This is a genomic window from Albimonas pacifica (genome assembly GCF_900113695.1).
Taxonomy (GTDB): Bacteria; Pseudomonadota; Alphaproteobacteria; order Rhodobacterales; family Rhodobacteraceae; genus Albimonas; species Albimonas pacifica.
In genome coordinates this window covers 243,942-265,958 of the sequence record NZ_FOQH01000007.1, presented here as the reverse complement: position 1 = coordinate 265,958, position 22,017 = coordinate 243,942, and the positions used below count along the sequence as shown (strand labels likewise).

20 protein-coding genes are annotated in these 22,017 nt (G+C 73.1%); 13 read left to right on the top strand and 7 right to left on the bottom strand.

Annotated elements, in window-relative coordinates; genetic code table 11:
* Positions 1-32: 32 nt before the first annotated feature.
* From BM064_RS16565 to BM064_RS27800, 3 genes are read left to right on the top strand one after another with little or no spacing between them, the layout of a single operon-like run.
* Positions 33-965, top strand: a complete 933-nt coding sequence (locus tag BM064_RS16565; protein WP_092861296.1) for a DUF6963 family protein — start codon at positions 33-35, stop codon at positions 963-965.
* The gene (locus tag BM064_RS27805) at positions 962-2,395 is read left to right on the top strand and encodes an N-acyl-D-amino-acid deacylase family protein (protein WP_218161059.1); all 1,434 of its coding nucleotides are present in this window, start codon (positions 962-964) and stop codon (positions 2,393-2,395) included. Before BM064_RS16565 ends, BM064_RS27805 begins: the two co-directional genes overlap by 4 nt.
* Positions 2,392-3,630 carry a Zn-dependent hydrolase gene (locus BM064_RS27800; protein ID WP_218161058.1) on the top strand — a complete coding sequence of 413 codons (1,239 nt, stop codon included), beginning with the start codon at positions 2,392-2,394 and terminating at the stop codon, positions 3,628-3,630. The genes BM064_RS27805 and BM064_RS27800 overlap by 4 nt, the downstream gene beginning before the upstream one ends.
* Positions 3,631-3,703: 73 nt before the next feature.
* Here BM064_RS27800 and katG read toward each other — a convergent pair whose 3' ends face one another.
* Positions 3,704-5,881 (bottom strand): catalase/peroxidase HPI, encoded by a 2,178-nt coding sequence (gene katG, locus BM064_RS16555; RefSeq protein WP_092861294.1) that lies wholly within the window; start codon positions 5,879-5,881, stop codon positions 3,704-3,706.
* A 206-nt stretch (positions 5,882-6,087) separates the two neighbouring features.
* Here katG and BM064_RS16550 point away from each other — a divergent pair, with 206 nt between their 5' ends.
* The 3 genes from BM064_RS16550 (at position 6,088) to BM064_RS16540 (ending at position 8,763) form a co-directional block, all read left to right on the top strand.
* On the top strand, positions 6,088-6,993 hold the full coding sequence (locus BM064_RS16550; protein ID WP_092861292.1) for a LysR substrate-binding domain-containing protein: 906 nt from the start codon (positions 6,088-6,090) through the stop codon (positions 6,991-6,993).
* Between the two features lie 110 nt (positions 6,994-7,103).
* Positions 7,104-7,961: an HTD2 family dehydratase gene (locus BM064_RS16545; RefSeq protein WP_092861290.1), complete on the top strand. Its 858-nt coding sequence runs from the start codon at positions 7,104-7,106 to the stop codon at positions 7,959-7,961.
* Between the two features lie 4 nt (positions 7,962-7,965).
* Positions 7,966-8,763, top strand: a complete 798-nt coding sequence (locus BM064_RS16540) for an HpcH/HpaI aldolase/citrate lyase family protein (RefSeq protein WP_092861288.1) — start codon at positions 7,966-7,968, stop codon at positions 8,761-8,763.
* A 43-nt stretch (positions 8,764-8,806) separates the two neighbouring features.
* Here BM064_RS16540 and BM064_RS16535 read toward each other — a convergent pair whose 3' ends face one another.
* Entirely contained in the window at positions 8,807-9,688 is an 882-nt protein-coding gene (locus BM064_RS16535; RefSeq protein WP_092861286.1) for a LysR family transcriptional regulator, read from the bottom strand.
* A gap of 69 nt (positions 9,689-9,757) precedes the next feature.
* Here BM064_RS16535 and BM064_RS16530 point away from each other — a divergent pair, with 69 nt between their 5' ends.
* On the top strand, positions 9,758-10,747 hold the full coding sequence (locus tag BM064_RS16530; RefSeq protein ID WP_092861284.1) for a DMT family transporter: 990 nt from the start codon (positions 9,758-9,760) through the stop codon (positions 10,745-10,747).
* On the opposite strand, the gene BM064_RS16525 is transcribed toward BM064_RS16530, so the two are convergent.
* The 3 genes from BM064_RS16525 to BM064_RS16515 all read right to left on the bottom strand — a co-directional run bounded on the left by BM064_RS16525 (position 10,731) and on the right by BM064_RS16515 (position 15,002).
* Positions 10,731-11,966, bottom strand: a complete 1,236-nt coding sequence (locus BM064_RS16525; RefSeq protein ID WP_092861282.1) for an acetyl-CoA C-acetyltransferase — start codon at positions 11,964-11,966, stop codon at positions 10,731-10,733. The two genes, BM064_RS16530 and BM064_RS16525, sit on opposite strands and share 17 nt — an antisense overlap.
* 439 nt (positions 11,967-12,405) lie before the next feature.
* Complete coding sequence (locus BM064_RS16520) at positions 12,406-13,920, bottom strand: fumarate hydratase (protein ID WP_092861280.1); 1,515 nt, start codon at positions 13,918-13,920, stop codon at positions 12,406-12,408.
* 77 nt (positions 13,921-13,997) lie between these two features.
* Positions 13,998-15,002, bottom strand: a complete 1,005-nt coding sequence (locus BM064_RS16515) for a LacI family DNA-binding transcriptional regulator (RefSeq protein WP_092861278.1) — start codon at positions 15,000-15,002, stop codon at positions 13,998-14,000.
* Between the two features lie 147 nt (positions 15,003-15,149).
* On the opposite strand from BM064_RS16515, the gene BM064_RS16510 reads away from it, so the two are divergent.
* Genes BM064_RS16510 through BM064_RS16490 form a run of 6 tightly spaced genes read left to right on the top strand, consistent with a single transcriptional unit; the run spans position 15,150 to position 21,163 of the window.
* Positions 15,150-16,208, top strand: a complete 1,059-nt coding sequence (locus BM064_RS16510; RefSeq protein ID WP_092861276.1) for a sugar phosphate isomerase/epimerase family protein — start codon at positions 15,150-15,152, stop codon at positions 16,206-16,208.
* Positions 16,205-16,465 (top strand): hypothetical protein, encoded by a 261-nt coding sequence (locus BM064_RS26955; protein WP_143103355.1) that lies wholly within the window; start codon positions 16,205-16,207, stop codon positions 16,463-16,465. Before BM064_RS16510 ends, BM064_RS26955 begins: the two co-directional genes overlap by 4 nt.
* Positions 16,462-17,613, top strand: a complete 1,152-nt coding sequence (locus BM064_RS16505) for a Gfo/Idh/MocA family protein (RefSeq protein ID WP_177236298.1) — start codon at positions 16,462-16,464, stop codon at positions 17,611-17,613. Before BM064_RS26955 ends, BM064_RS16505 begins: the two co-directional genes overlap by 4 nt.
* Positions 17,610-19,121, top strand: coding sequence for a sugar ABC transporter ATP-binding protein (locus tag BM064_RS16500; RefSeq protein WP_092861274.1), 1,512 nt, complete (start codon positions 17,610-17,612; stop codon positions 19,119-19,121). Before BM064_RS16505 ends, BM064_RS16500 begins: the two co-directional genes overlap by 4 nt.
* Positions 19,118-20,149: an ABC transporter permease gene (locus BM064_RS16495; protein ID WP_092861272.1), complete on the top strand. Its 1,032-nt coding sequence runs from the start codon at positions 19,118-19,120 to the stop codon at positions 20,147-20,149. The genes BM064_RS16500 and BM064_RS16495 overlap by 4 nt, the downstream gene beginning before the upstream one ends.
* Before the next feature lie 57 nt (positions 20,150-20,206).
* A complete protein-coding gene (locus BM064_RS16490) occupies positions 20,207-21,163 on the top strand; it encodes an ABC transporter substrate-binding protein (RefSeq protein WP_092861270.1) in 957 nt (318 codons plus the stop codon).
* 110 nt (positions 21,164-21,273) lie between these two features.
* Here the strand turns inward: BM064_RS16490 and BM064_RS16485 are convergent, their stop codons facing one another.
* Positions 21,274-21,507 carry a glycine zipper 2TM domain-containing protein gene (locus tag BM064_RS16485; protein WP_092861268.1) on the bottom strand — a complete coding sequence of 78 codons (234 nt, stop codon included), beginning with the start codon at positions 21,505-21,507 and terminating at the stop codon, positions 21,274-21,276.
* Positions 21,504-21,884 carry a CREC-EF hand family protein gene (locus BM064_RS27530; protein ID WP_177236297.1) on the bottom strand — a complete coding sequence of 127 codons (381 nt, stop codon included), beginning with the start codon at positions 21,882-21,884 and terminating at the stop codon, positions 21,504-21,506. The genes BM064_RS16485 and BM064_RS27530 overlap by 4 nt, the downstream gene beginning before the upstream one ends.
* Positions 21,885-22,017 lie beyond the last annotated feature (133 nt).

Sequence of the window (22,017 nt, the reverse complement as noted above, 5' to 3'; positions counted from 1 at the left end):
CGGCGCAGGTCCGCGCCTGCGGGGAGGGGCGCATGACCATCGGCATCGCGGCCTCGGGGCCGCAGGCGGGGCTGGCGGTCTATCGCGCGCTGCGGGCGGTCGAGACGGTGGGCCGCGGCGCCATCGGCGGCTTCGTCAGCCTGGTCGCCATCGCGCAGGACGGGACCCTCGCCGAGGCCTGCACCCAGCGCGGCGGGGCGCTGGCGCTGTTCGGGGGCGGGGACCCGCCGCCGCATATCGCGCAGGCGCGGCTCGCGGGGCTGATGTCGTCCGGCCCCGACCGGCCGGAGCCGCTGATCCAGTTCACCCCCGCCGACCCGGCGGTGGGGATCGTCGCCGGCCACCGCCTGCCCAACATGCCCGGCCCCTCGGGCGAGGCCCCCAACGTGCACGCCCTGCGCCTGCTGGCTGAAGGCGCCTCGCCCGAGGAGGCCGTCCTGCGCGCGCTGGAGGCCGCGCCCGAGGCCGACGCCGGCCTGATCGCCATGGACCTTGCCGGGCGCATCGCGCTGGGCGACGCGCCGCCGGTGCTCGCCCGCGACGACCGCGGCCGGGCGCTGGTCGAGGACCCGGAATCCGGCCTGCGCGTGGGCGTGCTGCACAACACCATCTTCCCCATCGGCGGGCTCGCGGCGCTCGCCGCCGGGGCCGCGGTCGACGCCGTCCTGCCGGGCGACGCGGCGCCCGAGTCCTTCCGCCTGGTCGGCCTGACCGTCCGGCCCGGCCCCGAGCACGCCGCCCACATCGCCCCCGGCGGGGCGGTCGCCGTGACCGCGCCGGGGGCGGAGTGGCGGGCGGAGGCATGGGAGGGCTCGGTCCTGCGCCGCAACGATCCGGTCTACGAAAACGGCCGCCTCGCGGGTCGCGTGACCCGCGAGGTCTATGCCATCCTGCGCCACGGCCGCGTCGCCGGCGGGCGCGGCGGCGAGACCGTGGGATGGCGCCGGACCGGAGACCCCGCATGACCCTGCTGATCCGCGACGCGCTGGTCTACGACGGAACTGGCGCGCCCCCGATGCGCGCCGACGTGGCGGTGGAGGGCGACGGCATCGTCGCCGTGGGGCCGGACCTGCCGCTGCACGCCGCCGAGGTGCGCGACGCGGGCGGCCTCGCCCTCGCCCCAGGCTTCATCGACGTGCACACCCACGACGACGCCGTGGCGCTGGAGGCGGAGGGCCTGCATCCCAAGCTGAGCCAAGGCGTCACGACCGTGGTGACCGGCAACTGCGGGATCAGCCTCGCGCCCTCTCCCATGCAGGGCCGCGAGGCGCCGCCCCCGCCGCTCGACCTGATCGGCGAGGCTTCGGCCTACCGGTTCGCGCGGTTCGGGGACTTCCTCGACGCGCTGCGCGCCTTCACGCCGGGCTGCAACGTGGTCCCGCTGGTCGGCCACCATGTGCTGCGGGCCCGCGCCATGGCCGACCTCGCGCGGCCTGCGACCGAGGCCGAGGTGGCGGCGATGCGCGCGGATCTCGCCGAGGCGCTGGCGGCGGGAGCGGCGGGGATGTCCACCGGGCTCGCCTATCCGCCGGCGAAACATGCGACCACCGACGAGGTGGCGGCGCTCGCCGCCGACGTCGCCGCCGCGGGGCGGTTGTGGACCACGCATATGCGCGACGAGCGATTAGGAGTCGTCTCCTCGGTCGCCGAGACGCTGGACGTGGCGCGGCGCTCGGGCGTGCGCACGCTGATCTCGCACCACAAGTGCTGCGGGGAGGCGGCCTTCGGCCTCTCGACCACCACGCTGGCGATGATCGACAAGGCGCGCGAGACGATGCAGATCGACCTCGACCTCTATCCCTACACCGCCTCCTCGACCGTGCTGATCGAGACCTTCGCCAGGGACAGCCGCAAGGTCGCGATCTCCTGGTCGGAGCCGCATCCGGAGATGGAGGGGCGGGACCTGGCGGAGATCTGCGCCGAGTGGGGCGTGGACCAGGCCACGGCCATCGCCCGCCTGCGGCCGGGCGGGGCGATCTATCACCAGATGGACGACGGCGACCTGGAGCGGATCCTGGCCTATCCGCCCACGCTGGTCGGCTCGGACGGGCTGCCGCGGGACAAGCGGCCCCACCCCCGGCTGTGGGGCGCCTTCCCGCGGGTCCTGGGACATTACGCGCGCGACAAGGGCGTGGTTCCGCTGGAGACGGCGATCGCCAAGATGACCGGGCAGACGGCGCGCACGCTGCATCTCGCGGACCGCGGCCGGATCGCGCCGGGCTGCAAGGCGGACCTGGTGCTGTTCGATCCGGCCGCCATCCGCGACGCGGCCACCTACGACGACCCGGTCCGCCCGGCCGAGGGCATCGCCGGGGTCTGGGTCAACGGCGCGCTCGCCTGGGCGGAGGGGCGGCCGACGGGGGCGCCGCGCTCCGGCGCGGTGCTGGCGGCGTGAGGCCCCGGATCGACCTCGCCCGCCTGCGCGCCGACGTCGAGGCGGTCAACGAGCTCGGCCGGATCCCCGGGCGGCCGGGGATCAACCGGGTCTCGTTCTCGCCGCAGGACATGGCCGGGCGGCGCTGGCTGATCGGGCGGATGCAGGAGGCGGGGCTCGCGGCCCGCATGGACCCGGTCGGCAACGTCTTCGGGCGGTGGGAGGCGGGGCGGGGGCCGGCGGTGCTGGCGGGCTCGCATCTCGACACGGTGCCGGACGGGGGGCCCTTCGACGGCACGCTGGGGGTTCTGGCGGCGCTGGAGGCGGTGCGGGCGATGAAAGACGCCGGGATCGCGCCTGCGCGCCCCGTCGAGGTGGTCTGCACCGCCGACGAGGAGGGGCGCTTCGGGGGCATGCTCGGCAGCCAGGCGATCTGCGGCGAGGCGGGGGCGGAGTGGATCGCCCGCGCCCGCGACGAGGCCGGCAAGCCGCTGGTGCAGGCGCTGGCCGAGGCCGGGCTGGACCCCTCGCCGGAGGCGACGGCGGGGGCGGCGCGGGACCTCTCCGACATCGCCTGCTTCCTGGAGCTGCACGTGGAGCAGGGCCCGGTGCTGGAGCGCGCGGCCGAGCACATCGGCATCGCCGAGGCGGTGACCGGCGTCTTCAACTGGACCGTGACCCTGCGGGGCGAGGCCAACCACTCCGGGACCACGCCGATGGACCTGCGCCGGGACGCGTTCCGGGGGATGGCGGAGTTCGGCGCGTCGATCCCGGCGATCCTGGCCCGCGCGGGCGGGCCGGACGCGCGGATCACCGTCGGGCAGGCGGCGCTGGCGCCGAATTTTCCCCATTCCGTGGCCGGCGAGGCGCGGTTCTCGATCATCGGGCGGGATGCGCGGGACGAGGGGATGCAGGCGATGGCGGCGGCCTGCGAGGCGGAGATCGCGAAGGCCGCTGGCGCCCACGGCCTCGACTTCGAGATCGACCGGCAGAGCTGGCTGCCGCCCACCCGGCTGGACGCGGGGCTCGCGGACCGGCTGGAGGCGCTGTCGAGGGCGGCGGGGTTCGCGACGCGGCGGATGCCCTCGGGCGCCGGCCACGATGCGCAGACCTTCGCGCGGCACGTGCCGGCGGGGCTGATCTTCGTGCCCTCGGTGCGGGGGATCAGCCATGCGCCGGAGGAGTGGACCGAGTGGGAGGATATCGCCCGCGGGGCGCAGCTGTTGGCCGACGCCGTGGCGGCGCTGGCGGGCTGAAACGAAACCGACCGCGCCCGGGGGCGCGGTCGGGGGCGGCCCGCCGGGACGGCGGGCCGGAAGGATCGAGCGATCAGGCCAGGTCGAAGCGGTCGGCGTTCATGACCTTGGTCCAGGCGGCCACGAAGTCCTTGAGGAACTTCGGACCGGCGTCGTCCTGGGCGTAGACCTCGGCATAGGCGCGCAGGATCGAGTTCGAGCCGAACACCAGGTCGGCGCGGGTGGCCGTGAACTTCGTCTCGCCCGTCCGCCGGTCGACGATGGCGTAGAGCCCGTCGCCCGTCGGCTTCCAGCTGTAGGCCATGTCCGTGAGGGTCACGAAGAAGTCCGTGGTCAGCGCGCCGGGACGCTGGGTGAACACCCCGTGCGAGGTCCCGCCGTGGTTCGTGCCCATCGCCCGCATGCCGCCGACCAGCACCACCATCTCCGGCGCCGTCAGGCCCAGGAGCTGGGCGCGGTCGAGCATCATCTCCTCGGGGGAGACGACGTAGTCCTGCTTCTGCCAGTTGCGGAAGCCGTCGGCGAGCGGCTCCAGCGGCTCGAAGGACTCGGCGTCGGTCATCTCGTCGGTGGCGTCGCCGCGGCCCGGAGAGAAGGGAACCGAGACCTCGACGCCCGCGGCCTTCGCCGCCTGCTCGACGCCCACGTTTCCGGCCAGCACGATGATGTCGGCGATCGACGCGCCGACCTCGGCCGCGATGGGCTCGAGCACGGCCAGCACCTTCGCGAGACGCTCGGGCTCGTTGCCGGCCCAGTCCTTCTGCGGGGCCAGGCGGATGCGCGCGCCGTTGGCGCCGCCGCGCATGTCCGAGCCGCGGTAGGTGCGCGCGCTGTCCCAGGCGGTGGAGACCAGCTCGGCCACGCTCAGGCCGGAGGCCGCGATCTTGGCCTTGGCCGCGGCCACGTCCCAGCCGGTGGTCCCGGCGGGGATCGGATCCTGCCAGATCAGGTCCTCGGCCGGCACGTCGGGGCCGAAGTAGCGGACCTTGGGGCCCATGTCGCGGTGGGTCAGCTTGAACCAGGCGCGGGCGAAGGTCTCGGAGAAGTACTCCGGATCGGCGCGGAACTTCTGGCAGATGGCGTTGTAGACCGGGTCCACCTTCATCGCCATGTCGGCGTCGGTCATCATCGGCATGCAGCGGATCGAGGGATCCTCGACGTCGACCGGCATGTCCTCCTCGGCGATCGAGACCGGCTTCCACTGGCTGGCGCCGGCGGGGGACTTGGTCAGCTCCCACTCGTGGTCGAAGAGCATGTCGAACCAGCCCATGTCCCACTGGGTGGGGTGGGTGGTCCAGGCGCCCTCGATGCCCGAGACGACCTGGTCGCGGCCGACCGAGCGGCCCTTGGTGTTGAACCAGCCGATGCCCTGGTACTCGGGCCCGGCGGCCTCGGGCTCGGGGCTGAGGGCGGCGGCGTCGCCGTTGCCGTGGGACTTGCCGATGGTGTGGCCGCCGGCGGTCAGCGCCGCGGTCTCCTCGTCGTTCATCGCCATCCGCTTGAAGGTCTCGCGGATCTGGGCGGCGGTGGCCATCGGGTTGGAGACGCCGTTAACCCCCTCGGGGTTCACGTAGATCAGGCCCATCTGCACGGCGGCGAGCGGGTTCTCCATCGTCTCGGGCTTGGAGACGTCGTCGTAGCGGCTGTCGGAGGGGGCCAGCCACTCCTTCTCGGCGCCCCAGTAGGTGTCCTTCTCGGGGTGCCAGATGTCCTCGCGCCCGAAGGCGAAGCCGAAGGTCTTCAGGCCGGCGACCTCGTAGGCGATGGTGCCCGACAGGATCATCAGGTCGGCCCAGGAGATCTTGTTGCCGTACTTCTTCTTGATCGGCCACAGCAGGCGGCGGCCCTTGTCGGTGTTGACGTTGTCGGGCCAGGAGTTCAGGGGCGCGAAGCGCTGGTTGCCCGTGCCGCCGCCGCCGCGGCCGTCGGCCAGGCGGTAGGAGCCGGCCGCGTGCCACGCCACGCGCGCGAACATGCCGACGTAGGAGCCCCAGTCCGCCGGCCACCAGTCCTGGCTCTCGGTCATCAGGGCGCGCAGGTCGGCCTTCAGCGCCTCGACGTCGAGCTTTTTCAGCTCCTCGCGGTAGTCGAAGTCGGGGCCCATCGGGTTCGACTTCGCGTCATGCTGGTGCAGGATGTCGAGGTTCAGCGAATTGGGCCACCAGTCGGTGACGGTCTTGCCCATGACGGTCATGCCGCCATGCATCACCGGGCACTTGCCGGCTTTCGGGTCGATGTCGTTGCCGTCCATGGGCTTTCTCCTAAGTTCTCGCGCCGGGGGGAGAGCGGCGCGGCGTCCCTGGGCCGGGCTTCGCGCGGAGAGCCGGCGTCGCCTTCGCGAACGAAGGGCCGCCCGGCCGGCCGACGCGAATCCGCGGGCGATCTGCGGGGCCCGTTCTAGCACTTTTTAGAATTAGTAAAATTGCGATTTTTCAATCGCCGTGATAGGTTCCGGTTATGGCAAGCGTCACCCTTCGGCAGTTGCGGTATTTCGAGGCCCTGGCCCGCCTGCGCCATTTCGGCCGGGCGGCGGAGGCCTGCGCGATCTCGCAGCCCGCGCTTTCGGTGCAGATGAAGGAGCTGGAGGCGCTGCTGGGCGCCCCCCTGGTCGAGCGCGGCGCGCGCGAGATCCGCCTGACCCGCCTGGGCGAGGCGCTGGCGCCCCGCGCCCGCGACGTGCTGCGCGCGGTGGACGAGATCGAGGACCTGGCCCGCGCCTCGCAGCGCCCCTTCGCCGGCCGCCTGGCGCTGGGCGTGATCCCCACCGTCGCCCCCTACCTGCTGCCCGCGCTGATGACCGAGCTCGCCCGGACCTGGCCCGAGCTCGAGGTCCGCCCGCGCGAGACGGTGACCGGCGCGCTGGTGCGCGACCTGCTCGACGGGCGGCTGGATGCGGCCATCGTGGCCCTGCCGATCTCCGAGCCCGCGCTGGTCGAGACGCCGCTGCTGCGCGAGGAGTTCCTGCTGGTCCGCCCGCAGGCCGACGCCGGCCGCCCGGTCCCCAGCGCGGACTCCCTGCGCGAGATGCGCCTGCTGCTGCTGGAGGAGGGGCACTGCTTCCGCGACCAGGCGCTGAGCTTCTGCGGCATGAGCTCCGGTCCGCCCCGCGACCTGATGGAGGGCAGCACGCTGGCCACCCTGGTGCAGATGGTGGCCGTGGGGATCGGCGTGACCCTGATCCCGGAGATGGCGGCGCCGGTCGAGACCGCCTCGGCCGCCGTCTCGGTCGCGCGGTTGTCGGAGCCGCGGCCGACGCGCACCATCGGCATGGTCTGGCGGCGCTCCTCGCCGCTGGCCGACCAGCTCGAGCGGATCGCCGCGCAGGTCCGCCGCTGCGCGCCGGCCGAGGCGGCGCCGGCCTGACGCGCGCGGCGGGACTGTCGCTGCGCGCCGGTTCCTTGTAGGCAAGGGCGAACCCCGCCTGCCGGCAGGTCGGCAGAGGCGACGGCGGCCACAGAGAAAAGAGAGACGGGATGGCGACGACAGCAACCGCGCAGGACCCCTCGGGCGCGATCGGGCGCAGGGAGACGAAGGCCGAGGCGATCGACGCCGTGCGCGTCGCCGCCATGGCCGCCACGCTCGACACCGCCGCGCCGGGCGAGGGCGAGGCGCTGCCGCACGGCTGGCAGTGGCTGTTCTTCAACGGCGCCGCGCCGCGCTCGGAGATCGGCCACGACGGCCATCCCAGGCTGGGCGGCTTCCTGCCCGACACCGGCCTGCCGCGGCGGATGTGGGCAGGCAGCCGCATCGCCTACCACGCCCCCCTGCCGGTGGGCGCCGAGGCGGAGCGGGAGAGCGAGATCCTCGACGTCTCGGAGAAGTCCGGCCGCTCCGGCCGCCTGTGCTTCGTCACCGTGCGCCACCGCTATTCGGCGGGCGGCGTGCTGTGCATCGACGAGGAGCAGGACATCGTCTACCGCGCCCCGCCCGAGCCCGGCGCGCCGGCGCCGAAGCCAGCGCCGGCGCCGGAGGGGGCCGAGCACTCCGAGATCATCACCCCCGACCCGGTGCTGCTGTTCCGCTACTCGGCCGTCACCTTCAACGGCCACCGCATCCACTACGACCGCCCCTACGCGATCCACGAGGAAGGCTACCGCGACCTGGTGTTCCACGGCCCCCTGACCGCGACGCTGCTGCAGGCGCTGGCCGTCGGCCTGCGCCCCGACCGGCGGCTGGCGGGGTTCGAGTTCCGCGGCATGTCGCCGATCTTCGTCGACCGCCCCTTCCAGCTCGAGGCCGCCGCGGGCGAGACGCCGGGCGTGCTGGAGATGTGGGCGCGGGGGCCGGAGGGGGAGCTGTGCATGAAGGCCTCCGCCCGGTTCGAGGGCTGATCCGATGGCCGATCCCCGCAGCTACCTGTTCGTGCCGGGCCAGCGCCCGGACCGCTTCGCCAAGGCCGCGGCCTCGGGCGCCGACGCGATCATCCTCGATCTCGAGGACGCCGTCGGCCCCGAGCAGAAGGACGAGGCGCGCGCCCATGTCGCCAGCTGGCTCGCCGACGGCGGCGCCGGGCTGGTGCGCATCAACGGCCAGGGCACGCCCTGGTTCGACGACGACCTCGCCATGCTCGCCTGCTATGCCGAGACCGCGGCGATGGTTCCCAAGGCCGAGCCGGCGGCGCTGGCCGCCGTGGCCGCCCGCCTGCCGGGCCGGCCGCTGCTGGCGCTGATCGAGTCGGCGGCCGGCCTGGCCTCGGCGCGCGAGGGGGCGCGGGCGCCGGGGGTGGCGCGGCTCGCCTTCGGCAACCTCGACTTCTCCGCCGACATGGGCATGGACCCGCCGGACGAGGGGCTGGACCCCGCCCGGTTCGAGATCGTGCTCGCCTCCCGCCTCGCCGGGCTGCCGCCGCCGGTGGACGGGGTGCGGGTGGAGCTGGAGGACGCCGCCGGCCTGACCGCCGAGGTGCGCCGCAAGCGGGGGCTGGGGTTCGGCGCGAAGCTCTGCATCCATCCCGCGCAGGTGGGGCCGGTGAACGCGGGCTTCTCGCCCTCCGCGGCCGAGATCGACTGGGCCCGCCGGATCGAGGCCGCGATGGCCGAGGCCGCGGGCTCCGCCGTGCGGGTGGACGGCAAGATGGTCGACAAGCCGCTGCTGGAGAAGGCGCGGCGGATCCTCGCCAACATCCCCGCCTGAGCCGTCCTTGCGCGAGGCCGGGCGCGCCGGACCCCCGGCGCGCCTAGGACGACAGTTCCTCGTGCAGCCAGGCGAGCAGGGCGTCGGTCTGCGCGTGCCCGCCGCGGCGGGTCCCGCGGAACACCGAGATCTCGGCGGGGCGGTGGACGCTTTCCGCGCAGACCCGGACCAGCTTGCCCTCGGCGATCAGCCCTTCGACCGTGCGCCGCCAGCCGAGCGCCACGCCCTGGCCGGCGACGGCGGCCTGCAGGACCAGGGGGAAGCTGTCGAAGTCCCGGACCCGGCCGGGCCGCGGCGCAGGCAGGCCGAGGGCCGCGAACCAGTCGGGCCAGTCCATCCAGTCCTGCGGCAGCGCCCGGTGCGAAAGCAGCGTCAGCCCCGCCAGCGCCTCCGGCGGGACCGGCGGCGTCAGGCCCGGGGCGGCCACCGGGAACACCTCGTCGGCCGCCGCGAAGGCCAGCCGAGCCGAGCCGGCGGGCCGCCCCGTGGTCTGGATCGCCACGTCGAAGGGCTCGGGCGCCTGGGTCAGGGGCGCGAGCGCGCCGACCACACGGACCTCGATGGCGGGATGGCGCTCATGGAAGCGGGCGAGGCGGGGCATCAGCCAGTAGAACGCCTCGCAGAGCTGGCAGTGCAGCACCAGGCCGCCGGGCGCCGGGTCGCCGCGCAGGCGGGCGGTCTCGGCGGCGATGTCGGCGAGCGCGGGGGCCACCACGCGGGCCAGCGCCCGGCCCGCCTCGGTCAGGAACACCGCGCGGTTGCGCCGCTCGAACAGCGGTCGGCCGAGGTCCGCCTCCAGCGCCGCGATCTGCTTGGTGACGGCGGTCTGGGTCAGGCCCAGCTCCTCGGCGGCGCGCGAGAAATTCTCGTGGCGCGCGGCGGCCTCGAAGGCGGGCAGGCGGGCGAGGGGCGGCAGGCGATCCATTCCTGAGACTCATGGATTGCGGCGAGGAAGTCATTTTATGCCGGAGGCGATCCGCGCTTTCCATCCCTGATGGCATGGATCGGAAAAGCGGCGCGAACCCTGGACGGCCCCCGGCTCGGGATCGCGGCGATCCTCGCGGCGGTGCTGCTGCTGTCGTTCTCGGACGCGCTGGCGAAGGCGGCGGGCGAGCGGTTCGGGCTGGCGCAGCTGGTGCTGCTGCGCTCGGCCGTGGCGGCGGTGCTGCTGGCGGGGTGGCTGCTGGCGACGCGGGGCCGGCGCGGGCTGCGGCTGGTCCGCCCGGGCTGGGTCTGGGCGCGCAGCCTGTGCCTGGCGGGGATGTGGCTGTGCTACTACGCCGGCCTGCCCGCGATGTCCTTCGCGCTGGCGGCGGCCTGTCACTACACCGCGCCCGCCTGGATGGCGCTGATGACGCGCGCGCTGGGGGAGCCGGTGGGCCCCCGCGGCTGGGCCGCGGCGGGGCTGACGCTGGCGGGCGCCGCGCTGGCGATCGGGCCGGTGGGGGCGGTGACGCCGGCGATCCTGTGGCCCCTGGCGGCGGCGGTGTTCTATGCGCTCGCCGGCGTCGTGTCCTGGCGGCGCTGCCGCGAGGAGACGGCGGGGGCGATGGCGCTGACCCTGAACCTTTGCCTGGTGCTCGTGGCCGCCGCGGCGCTGGGCGGGATCGCGATCCTCGGGCCGGGGGAGGGCTTCGTCCTCGCGCTCTGGCCGCGGCTGGGGCCGGCGGACTGGGCGCTGGCGGGCGCGCTGGGGGCGATGCTGGCGGTGATCGCGACGGCGGTGGCGCTGGCCTATCGCCTCGCGCCGCCGCCGGTTGTGGGCGTCTTCGACACCGCCTATCTCGGCTTCGCGGCCCTGTGGGGCGCCGTGCTCTTCGCGCAGACGCCGGGCCCGCGCGAGGCGGCGGGCCTCGGGCTGATCGCGCTGGGCGCGGGGCTCGCGGCCCGGCCGTCGGGCACGAAAAGGCGCGGCGCCCGAGGGGGCGCCGCGCCGGGATCGTCAGGGCCGCGAGGGCGGCCGGGGGTCAGAGACGCTCGATGATCAGCGCGGGGGCCATGCCGCCGGCGGCGCACATGGTGACCAGGCCGCGGTGCTTGTCCTGGCGCTCCAGCTCGTCGATCAGGGTGCCGATCAGGATCGCGCCGGTGGCGCCGATCGGGTGGCCCAGCGCGATCGAGCCGCCGCAGACGTTGACCTTGTCGCGGTCGAGCTTGAAGTCGCGGATGAACTTCTCGGCGACCACGGCGAAGGCCTCGTTTACCTCCCACAGGTCGATGTCGTCCGGCGTCAGGCCGGCCCGCTCCAGCGCCTTGCGGGCGGCGGGGACGGGGGCGTTGAGCATCAGCTCGGGGCTGTCGCCGATGTTCACCGCGGTGGTGATCTTGGCGCGGGGCTTCCAGCCGTTGGCCTCGCAGGCCTCCTTCGAGGCCACGAGAATGGCCGCGGCGCCGTCCACGACGCCCGAGGAGTTGCCGGCGTGGTGGATGTGCTCGATCTTCAGGTCGGGATAGGCGCGGCGGATCAGCTCGCCATGGGTGGCGCCGGTCTCGTCGAGGGGGAAGTCCATCATCGCCTCGAACGAGGGCTTCAGGGCCGCCAGGGTCTCGAGCGTGGTCTGGGGGCGCGGGAACTCCTCGTGGTCGAGGGCCAGCGTGCCGTCGGCCTTGTAGACCTTGACCAGCGACTTCTCGAACCGGCCGTCGGCGAGCGACTGGGCGGCGCGGCGCTGGGATTCGACGGCCAGCTCCTCGGTGGCGAGGCGCGAGATGCCCTCGATCGAGGCGATGGCGTCGGCGCAGACGCCCTGGGCCACCTGCGGGTGCAGGTCGCGCAGGCGCATGTTGCCGCCGTCGAGCCCGACCTTGCGGCGGCCTTCGGGCGAGAAGGAGTAGGACATCATCTCGCAGCCGCCGGCGATGACCACGTCCTGCCAGCCGGCCATGACGGTGGAGGCGCCCAGCGCGGCGACGGTCAGGCCCGAGCCGCAGAAGCGGTCGAGCGTCACGCCCGAGGCGCGCACGTCGTAGCCCGCGTCGAGCGCGGACATGCGGCCGAGGTCGCCGCCCTGGCTGCCGGTCTGGTTCGAGGTGCCCCAGATGATGTCGTCGACCTTGGCGGTGTCGAGGTTGTTGCGGTCGCGCAGCGCGGACAGGACCGCGGCGCCCAGGTGCTGGGGATGCATGTCCGCCAGCGCGCCCTTGCCGACCTTGCCGATGCCGCGCGGGGTGCGGCAGTGATCCACGATATAGGCCTCGGCCATGACGTTTCCTCTCCTGTCGGGTCCGGGCCGGGGTCGATTCCGACGCCGCGGGCGGACGTGTTCGGCCCTGAGTGATAGTCGGGTTAACCGAGCGATGAAAGAAGGAACCGTGCCTGCCGGCCGGTCAGGCGCGAGGCAAGACGTCCCTGCCGCCGGTCGATTGGGGGCGCCGGACGGCCGCGATCCGGGAGGCCCGGGCTGGGACGCCATGGGACGCGGTCGGCGCCGGAGCGGGGAAGGCCGCGCCCGCGGTCGGCGTCGCGGAGGCCCCGGGTCGGGCCCGGGGCGCGCCCCTGGGGCCGCGGGCAGGTCCGGGCGACGTCGGGCGGGCGGGCCGCCGCGTCGGGAGAGGCCCCGGGTCAAGCCCGGGGCGCCTCTGGGGGCCACGGGGGCGCCCTGGCGACGAGCGGCGCGCGGGACGGCGAGGCTGAGGGGGGCGTCAGGCCTCGGCGGGGGCCGGGGCGGGGCGGCGCCAGCGGGCGGGGCCCTCGCGGTGGACGGAGGCGCCGGCGGCGTCGACGGCGACGGTCACCGGCATGTCCTCGACCACGAACTCGCGGATCGCCTCCATGCCGAGGTCCTCCCAGGCCAGCAGGCGCGCCTCGCGCACCGCTTTCGCCACCAGCACCGCGGCGCCGCCGACGGCGACGAGGTAGCTCGCGCCATGGCGGGCGATGGAGTCGATGGTGGCGGCCCCGCGCTCGGCCTTGCCGATCATCGCCAGCACGCCTTGGTCGAGCATGATGTCGGTGAACCCGTCCATGCGGGTGGCGGTGGTGGGGCCGGCGGGGCCCACGACCTCGTCGCCGACCGGGTCCACGGGGCCGACGTAGTAGATGGCCCGGCCCTTGAGGGAGACGGGCAGGTCCTCGCCCTTCGCCAGCGTCTCGGCGATGCGCTTGTGGGCGGCGTCGCGGCCCGTCAGGAGGCGGCCGGAGAGGAGGAGCGTCTCGCCGATCTTCCAGCCCGCCACCTCCTCCTTCGTCAGCGTGTCGAGGTTCACCCGGCGCGGCGCGTCGGCGCCGGCGGCGACCGTGGTGATCTCGGGGAAGGCGGAGAGGGGCGGGGGGGCGAGGTGCACCGGCCCCTCGCCGGTCAGGGTCAGGTGGGCGTGGCGGTTGGCGGCGCATTGCGGGATCAGCGCCACCGGCTTCGAGGCGGCATGGGTCGGATAGGTCGCCACCTTCACGTCCACCACCGTCGCGAGACCCCCGAGCCCCTGCGCCCCGATGCCGAGCCCGTTGATGCGGTGGTAGAGGTCGAGGCGCATCTCCTCGATCCGGCTCGAGGGCCCCTCCTTCAGCAGGCGGCCCATGTCGATGGGATCGAGGGCGGCGCGCTTGCCCAGCAGCATCGCCTTCTCGGCGCTGCCGCCGACGCCGATGGAGATCACGCCGGGCGGGCACCAGCCGGCGCCGAGGCCCGCCACCGTCTCGACCACCCAGTCCTCGACCGAGGCGGCGGGGTTGAGGACGGTGAAGCGGGCCTTGTTCTCCGACCCCCCGCCCTTGGCGGCGACGATCAGCTCCAGCGTCTCGCCGGCCACCAGCTCGACATGGGTGACGGCGGGGGTGTTGTCGCGGGTGTTGGTCCGCTCGAACAGCGGGTCGCGCACCATCGAGGCGCGCAGCGGGTTGCCGGCGTCGAGATAGGCGAGCCGGGTCGCCTCGTTGATCAGCTGGTCCAGCGGGCGGTCGCCGCCGATGCGCGCGCCCTGGCCGAGCCTCGCGAACACCGTGACCATGCCGGTGTCCTGGCAGATCGGGCGGCGGCCGATGGCGGCGAGGCGCGCGCTCTCCAGGATCTGGCCGATGGCGTTCTTCGCCGGCACGCTCTGCTCGCCATGCCAGGCCTCGACCAGGCGCTCGAGATAGTCGGGGGCGTGGTAGATCGAGATGTACTGCAGCGCCGAGCGGACGCTTTCCACGATGTCGTCGGGGCGGATCAGGGTCATCGGGTCGGTCCTGGCTGGCTCGCTGGGGCACCCTCTGTGTGCACCCGATGCCCCCGGCCCGGCAACCGCCGCGGCGCTCAGACGGGTGGGGCGGTGGAGTCGCGCACCACCAGCTCGACCTCGACCAGGCCCTCGATCCCCTCGCCGGTTCCGCCCGCGATCAGCTCCAGCAGCAGGAAGGCTGCGCGCTCGCCGATCAGGGTGCGGGGCTGGCGGATGGTGGTGAGCGCGGGGGAGAGATGGGCGCAGACCTCGATGTTGTCGAAGCCCACCACCGAGACGTCGCGCGGCGCCTGCGCCCCGATCCGGCGGAGCGCCCCGAGGAAGCCCACCGCCATCTCGTCCGAGGCGAAGAACAGCGCCGTGGGCCGGTCGGGCGCCGCCGCCCAGCGCTCGGCCGCCAGCGCGCCGCTGTCCATCGAGAAATCGCCCTCGAAGAGCCACGCGTCGGGCGCGGGCAGGCCGCGCCGCGCCATCGCCTCGCGCCAGCCGGCCTTGCGGGCGCGGGCGAGCACATTGGTCCGCGGCCCGGTGACATGGCCGATGCGGCGGTGGCCGAGGCCGGCGAGGTGGTCCACCGCCAGCGCCGCCCCATGGGCGTTGTCGACGCGGATCGAGGGCAGGTCGGCGGCCAGCCACTCGCACGCCGCGACCACCGGCGGGCGGCCGGGGACGTCGAGCGCGGCGGGCGAGAGCCCGCCGTCGAACAGCACCAGCCCGTCGGCCATGCCGCTCGCCAGATACCGCCGGAGCCTCTCGTCGGGGTCCGGCCCCATCTGGGTGTCGGCGATCAGCAGCCCGTAGTTGCGCGCGCTGAGCACCGCGGACATGCCCGCGAGGATCTGGCTGAAGAACGGGTTGGCGAGGTTCGGGGCCAGCGCGATGACGCTCCCCGTCCGTTGCCGCCGCAGGTTCCGCGCCAGGTGGTTCACCTGGTAGCCGGTCTTCTGCACCGCGCGCAGCACCGCCTGCCGGGTGGGCTTGGCCACCACCGAGGGCTTGGAGAGCGTGCGGCTGACGGTGGCCGTCGAGACGCCGGCCTCGCGCGCGACGTCCTGGATCGTGACCGGTCTTCCGTTCATCCGCGCTCGTGGGCCTCCCTTGCGGTTCGCGGCCAATCTGGCCTGCGCAAAGGGGGTTGTAAACGATTTCATCCTCTGCAAGCTTCCGGTGCAAACGATTGCAGCGCCGAATCCACGTCCAACGGCGCGCGGCGCAGGGAGGCGCATGTGAAGACCATCCAGGGCCCCGGCCTGTTCCTGGCGCAGTTCGCCGGCGACCAGGCGCCCTTCGACGACTGGCAGGGGATCACCCGCTGGGCGGCCGGATGCGGCTATGCCGGCGTGCAGGTCCCCTCGGGCGAGGGCCGCTTCCTGGACCTGGTCCGCGCCGCCTCTTCCAGGGACTATTGCGACGAGATCGCCGGCCAGGCGGCCGAGGCGGGCGTCGCGATCACCGAGCTTTCGGCCCATATCCAGGGCCAGCTGGTCGCCGTCCATCCCGCCTACGACCTCGCCTTCGACGGCTTCGCGCCGGCCGCCGTGCGCGGGAAGCCCAGGGCGCGGCAGGACTGGGCGGTCGAGCAGATGAAGCTGACGCTGCAGGCCTCGCGCAATTTCGGCCTGGACCGGATCGCCGCCTTCTCCGGCGCGCTGGCCTGGCCCTATCTCTACCCCTGGCCGCAGCGCCCCGCCGGCCTGGTCGAGGCCGCCTTCGACGAGCTCGCCGCCCGCTGGCGCCCGATCCTGGATGCGGCCGAGGAGCTCGGCCAGGACATCTGCTACGAGATCCACCCCGGCGAGGACCTGCACGACGGCGCCAGCTTCGAGATGTTCCTCGAGCGCGTCGCGAACCATCCCCGCGCGAAGATGCTCTACGATCCCAGCCACTACGTCCTGCAGTGCCTGGACTACGTGGCCCATCTCGACGACTACGCCGAGCGCATCGGCATGTTCCACGTCAAGGACGCCGAGTTCAATCCGACCGGCCGCCAGGGCGTCTACGGCGGTTTCCAGAGCTGGGTGGACCGCGCCGGCCGCTTCCGGAGCCCGGGCGACGGGCAGGTGGATTTCGGGGCGATCTTCTCGAAGCTCGCCGCGATGGATTTCGACGGCTGGGCGGTGGTCGAGTGGGAATGCTGCCTCAAGCACCCCGAGGACGGCGCCCGCGAGGGCGCGCAGTTCGTGCGCGACCACATCATCCGCGTCACCGACCGCGCCTTCGACGATTTCGCCGACGGCGGGGCCGACATGGCCGCCAATCGAAAAATGCTGGGGCTGGACCGATGACCGAGATCACGGCCGTCAACGACAAGGGCGAGCCCTGCCGGGCCTATTACATGAAGGGCAGGAAGCCGGGGGCGGACGGGAAGCTCGCAGGGTATCGTTGCTTTCCGCCAAGCTGCAACGACGCAGGCGAGTCTCTCTCCTTCGAGACAAGTGAGGAAGCGGCTGCCTTTCTGCGAGCCAACCGCGATTGGGGCATCCGGATGAACCCGGGATCCGCGATCTTCACCGACATCTTGATCGACGGAAAGCCGCGATGAGCCGTTTCGCAGGCCGCTCCGGCCCCATCCGCCTGGGCATGGTGGGCGGCGGCAAGGACGCTTTCATCGGCGCCGTGCACCGCATCGCCTCGCGCATGGACGGGGAATTCGAGCTGGTCGCCGGCGCCCTCTCCTCGACGCCTGAGCGGGCGCGGGAGAGCGGGGCGGCGCTGGGGCTCTCGCCGGATCGGGTCTACGACGACTTCGAAGCGATGGCCAAGCGCGAGGCGCGGCTGAAGGACGGGATCGAGGCGGTGGCGATCGTCACCCCCAACCACCTCCACTTCGCCCCCGCCCGCGCCTTCCTGCGTCGTGGCATCCACGTGATCTGCGACAAACCGATGACCGCCACCGCCGCCGAGGCGAAGAAGCTGGCGGGCGAGGCGGAGCGGTCCGAGGCGCTCTTCGTCCTCACCCACAACTACTCCGGCTATCCGATGATCCGGCAGGCCCGCGCCATGGTCGAGGACGGCTTCATCGGCCGCCTGCGCGGCGTGCAGGTCGAGTACGTGCAGGACTGGCTGGCGAGCGCGGTGGAGACGCAAGGGTCGAAACAGGCCGAGTGGCGCACCGATCCCGCCCGCTCCGGCGCCGGCGGGGCGCTGGGGGACATCGGCACCCACGCCTTCCACCTCGCCGGTTTCGTGGCCGGCGAGCGGCCGGAGGCGATCTCCTGCGACCTGACCTCCTTCGTGGACGGCCGGAAGCTGGACGACGACGCCCGCGTGCTGATGCGCTACGCCTCCGGCGCCAAGGGCGGCCTGTGGTGCAGCCAGGTGGCGCCGGGCAACGAGAACCGCCTGACGCTCCGCCTCTACGGCGACAAGGGCGGGCTGGAGTGGAGCCACGAGGCGCCCGAGCACCTGATCGCCACGCCGCTGGGCGAGGCGCCGCGGCTGATGACCCGCGCCACCTCCGGCCCCGCCGCGACCGACCTGCAACGCGTGCCGCCCGGCCACCCCGAGGGCTATCTCGAAGCCTTCGCCAACCTCTACCGCGAGGCCGCCGCCGCGATCCGCGCGAAGCGGGCGGGCGAGGCGCCGACCGGCCTGCTTCCCACCGTCGCCGACGGCCTGACCGGCGTGCGCTTCGTCGAGGCCTGCGTCGACTCCGCCTCGCGCGACGGCAAGTGGACGAGGCTGCCGTGACCGGGGCCCCGATCCTCGCCGCCAAGGGCGTCTCGCGCCTGTTCGGCCCCAACCAGGTGCTGTTCGACGTCGATTTCGAGCTGCGCCCCGGCGAGGTCCACGCCCTGATCGGCGAGAACGGGGCCGGCAAGTCGACGCTGATGAAGATCCTGGGCGGCTATCTCGCGCCCTCCTCGGGCGGGCTGGAGGTGGACGGGACCCCGGTCTCCTTCGCCTCCCACCGGGAGGCCGAGGCGGCGGGCGTGGTCCTGATCCACCAGGAATTCAACCTCGCCATGCCGCTCTCGGTCGAGGAGAACATGTTCCTCGGCCGCGAGTGGAAGCGCGGGCCGTTCCTGCGCTCGAAGGACATGCAGGCCGAGTGCCGCCGCCTGCTGGCGCGGCTCGACTGCAAGGTGGACCCGCGGCTGCGCTGCCGGGACCTTTCCGTCCCTGAGCGGCAGATGGTCGAGATCGCCAAGGCGCTGGGCCAGGACGCCCGCGTGCTGATCATGGACGAGCCGACCGCCGTCCTGACCGCCCGCGAGACCGACGTGCTGCTGGAGCAGATCGAACGGTTGCGCGCCGAGGGCTGCGCGATCCTCTACACCTCCCACAAGCTGGGCGAGGTCGCCCGCATCGCCGACCGCGTCACCGTCCTGCGCGACGGCCATCGCGTCGCCTGCCGCGAGGCGACAGGCTTCACGGAACACGCCATGGCCGAGGCGATGGTGGGCCGCGAGCTGTCGAACCTGTTCCCGCCCAAGGCCGTGCCCGGCGACGAAGTCGTTCTCGAGGTCCGCGGCCTGACCGTCCCGGGGCACGCGAAAAACGCCAGCTTCCGCCTGCGCCGTGGCGAGGTGCTGGGCTTCGCCGGCCTCGTCGGCGCCGGGCGCACCGAGCTGATGGAGGGCGTCGCGGGCTTCCGCGATGCGTCTGGCGAGATCGATGTTTTCGGCCGCCGCGTGAAAACCGGCGACCCCCGCGCGACCCGCGAGGCCGGCCTCGTCTACCTGACCGAGGACCGCAAGGAGAAGGGCCTGCTGCTCGGCTTTCCGCTGTCGCAGAACCTGACCCTGCTGGCGCTGGACGACTTCACCCGCGGGGGCGTCCGGATCGACAAGAAGGCCGAGGTGCAGGCGCTGGCGCGCGCGGTGAAGGAATACGACATCGCCGCCCGCGACCTGACCATGACCGCCGGCGGGCTCTCGGGGGGCAACCAGCAGAAGCTGCTGATCGCCAAGACCCTGCTCGCCGACCCCGGCATCGTCATCATCGACGAGCCCACCCGCGGCGTCGACATCGGCGCCAAGTCCCAGATCTACGCCTTCATCGCCGCGCTCGCCGCGGCGGGGAAGAGCGTGATCGTCGTCTCCTCCGAACTGCCCGAGGTCATCGGGCTCGCCGACCGGGTCGTGGTGATGCACCGCGGAACCGTCGCCGGCGAGGTGGAGGGGGAGGCGATCTCCGAATCCGCGATCCTGCGCCTGGCCATGGGCCTGGACGAGAAGGAGCCCGAGCCCGCATGACCGCCGCCCAGACGGATGCCGCCCAGACGGATACCGGCCCGACGGCCGCCGCCCCCCGGCCCCGCCGCCGCATCAACCTGCATGTGCTGGGGCCGATCCTGGCGCTGGCGGCGCTGATCGCGCTGGGGGCGTTCCTCAACGACAACTTCCTGTCGGCGGGGAACGTGCAGAACGTGCTCGCCCGATCCGCCTTCATCGGGATCATCGCGGTCGGGATGACCTTCGTGATCACCGCCGGGGGCATCGACCTCTCGGTCGGGTCGATGGCGGCGTTCACGGCCGGGATCACGATCCTGGCGATGAACGCGATGATCGAGCCGCTGGGCGTCTCGGTCTTCACCATCGTGCTGGGGATGCTCGTGGCCCTGCTGACCGGGCTCGCCGCCGGCATGGTCAACGGGGCGCTGATCGCGCGGGTCAGGATCGAGCCCTTCATCGTCACGCTGGGGGCGATGGGGGTCTACCGCTCGCTGACCACCTGGCTCGCGGACGGGGGCACGCTGTCGCTGAACTTCGAGCTGCGCTCGCTCTACCGGCCGGTCTACTACGACGGGCCGTTCGGGATCAGCTGGCCGATCCTGGTCTTCGCGCTGGTGGCGATCCTCGGCGAGCTGGCGATGCGCTCGGCCCCCTTCGGGCGGCATTGCGCGGCGATCGGCGCGAACGAGCAGGTGGCCCGCTATTCGGCCGTGCGCGTCGACCGGGTGCGCATGGCCACCTACGCCCTGCTGGGGCTGCTGGTGGGGGTGGCGACGATCATGTACGTGCCGCGCCTCGGCTCCGCCTCCGGCTCCACCGGCGTGCTGTGGGAGCTGGAGGCCATCGCCGCCGTCATCATCGGCGGCACGGTCCTGAAGGGCGGCTTCGGCCGGGTCTGGGGGGCGGTGGTCGGCGTCCTGATCCTGAGCCTGATCGACAACATCCTGAACCTCGCCTCGATCGTCAGCCCGTATCTCAACGGCGCGATCCAGGGCGTGATCGTCATTCTCGCCGTCGTGCTGCAGCGGGAGAGGAAGGCCGAGGACTGATCGGCCGAAACGGCAAGCCGGGGCGCAGCCCCGGGGAAGCAAACGGGAGGAATTGAAATGAACCGCAGGGATATCTTCAAGGGCGCCGCCCTCGCCGCGACCCTGACGCTGGGCGCCGCTCCGGCGCTCGCGCAGGAGGAATACACCATCGGGGTCGCCATCCCCTCGGCCACCCACGGCTTCATGGGCGGGCTGAACTTCCACGCCCGCGAGGCCATCGCGCGGCTGGAGGAGACCTATCCCCAGCTCAGCTTCGTGCTGGCGACCTCCGGCGACGCCGGCAAGATGGTCAACGACATCGAGGACATGGTCGCCACCCGCGGCATCGACGCGCTGGTGGTGCTGCCCTTCGAGTCCGAGCCCCTGACCTCCCCCGTGCAGGCGGTCAAGGAGCAGGGCATCTGGGTGACCGTCGTCGACCGCGGCCTGTCGGTGCCGGGGATCGAGGACCTCTACGTCGCCGGCGACAACACCGGCTTCGGCCGCGTGGCGGGCGAGTATTTCGCCGAGAACCTCGAGTCCGGCGACAACGTCGTGGTCCTGCGCGGCATCCCCACCACGCTCGACAACGAGCGGGTGGACGCCTTCACCGCGGCCATCGACGGCTCGGGCATCAACGTGCTGGACATGCAGCACGGCAACTGGAACCGCGACGACGCCTTCAACGTGATGCAGGACTTCCTGTCGAAGTACGAGGACATCGACGCGGTCTGGGCGGCCGACGACGACATGGCCATCGGCGTGCTGGAGGCGATCTCCCAGGCCGGCCGCGACGGCGAGATGTGGGTGGTCGGCGGCGCCGGCATGAAGGAGATCGTGAAGCGGATCATGGACGGCGACCCGATGCTGCCCGTGAACGTCACCTACCCGCCCGCGCAGATCGCGACCGCGATCGAGCTGACCGCGCTGGGCCTGGTCTCGGCCACCCCCGTCTCGGGCCGCTTCATCATCGGCTCCCAGCGGATCACGCCGGAGAACGCCGAGCAGTTCTACTTCCCCGACAGCCCGTTCTGATCGGGGGCGCGCCCGTCCGAAGGGGCGGCGCGCAGGCTGGAGACGAGGAAGGGGCCCGCCGGGCCCCTTCCGCTTTTCCACGTCCCGTGCACGGCGTCGCGTGCGCAGGGTCACATGCCCTTGGCGAGCTCTCCGCCGGCGATGGTGCCGATCACGGCGCCTGCGCCGGTCGCCACGATCCGGCCCGTGCCGCCGCCGAACAGCGAGCCGACGGCCGCGCCGGTCACGCCGCCCAGGATCTGGCCCTGGGTCTGCTTGTCGAGCGGCACGTTCGAGCATCCGGCCAGCGCCGCGAGCGCCAGGGCCAGGGCGGCGAGGCGCGCAGGGGTTGCATGACGGGTCATTCCAGTCCCTCCAGGTAAGCGTTGATCTCGACCAGCGTCACCGTCCCGTCGCGGGACGAGTCGGCGTCGAAGAAGCGGATCATGCGGTCGCCCACCGCCTCGCCGAGCGAGAGCTCGCCGTCGCCGTCGCGGTCCGCGGCGACGAAGGCGTCGCGATCGACCTCGCCGATCTCGGTCGCGGTCAGCATCCGGTCGTCGTCGGCGTCGAGCTCGCCGAAGCGGTGGACCACGGCGGCCACGTACTCGTCCACGTCCAGCATCCCGTCGCCGTTGGCGTCCATGGCGGCGAAGGCGGTCTCGACCTCGGCCGCGGCGGCGAGCCCCGGCGGAGCCAGCAGGCCCAGCGCGGCGCCGATCAGAAGGAACGTTCTGCGCATGATCACCCTCCTCAGGTCTTGAACGAGGATCGGACTCCGGCGGCGCGAACACAATCGAATTGCGCGAAGTGTGGACGGACAGGGGGGCGGAGCGCAGAAAGGTCCGGACATCATCCGCCGACTTGCACTAAGA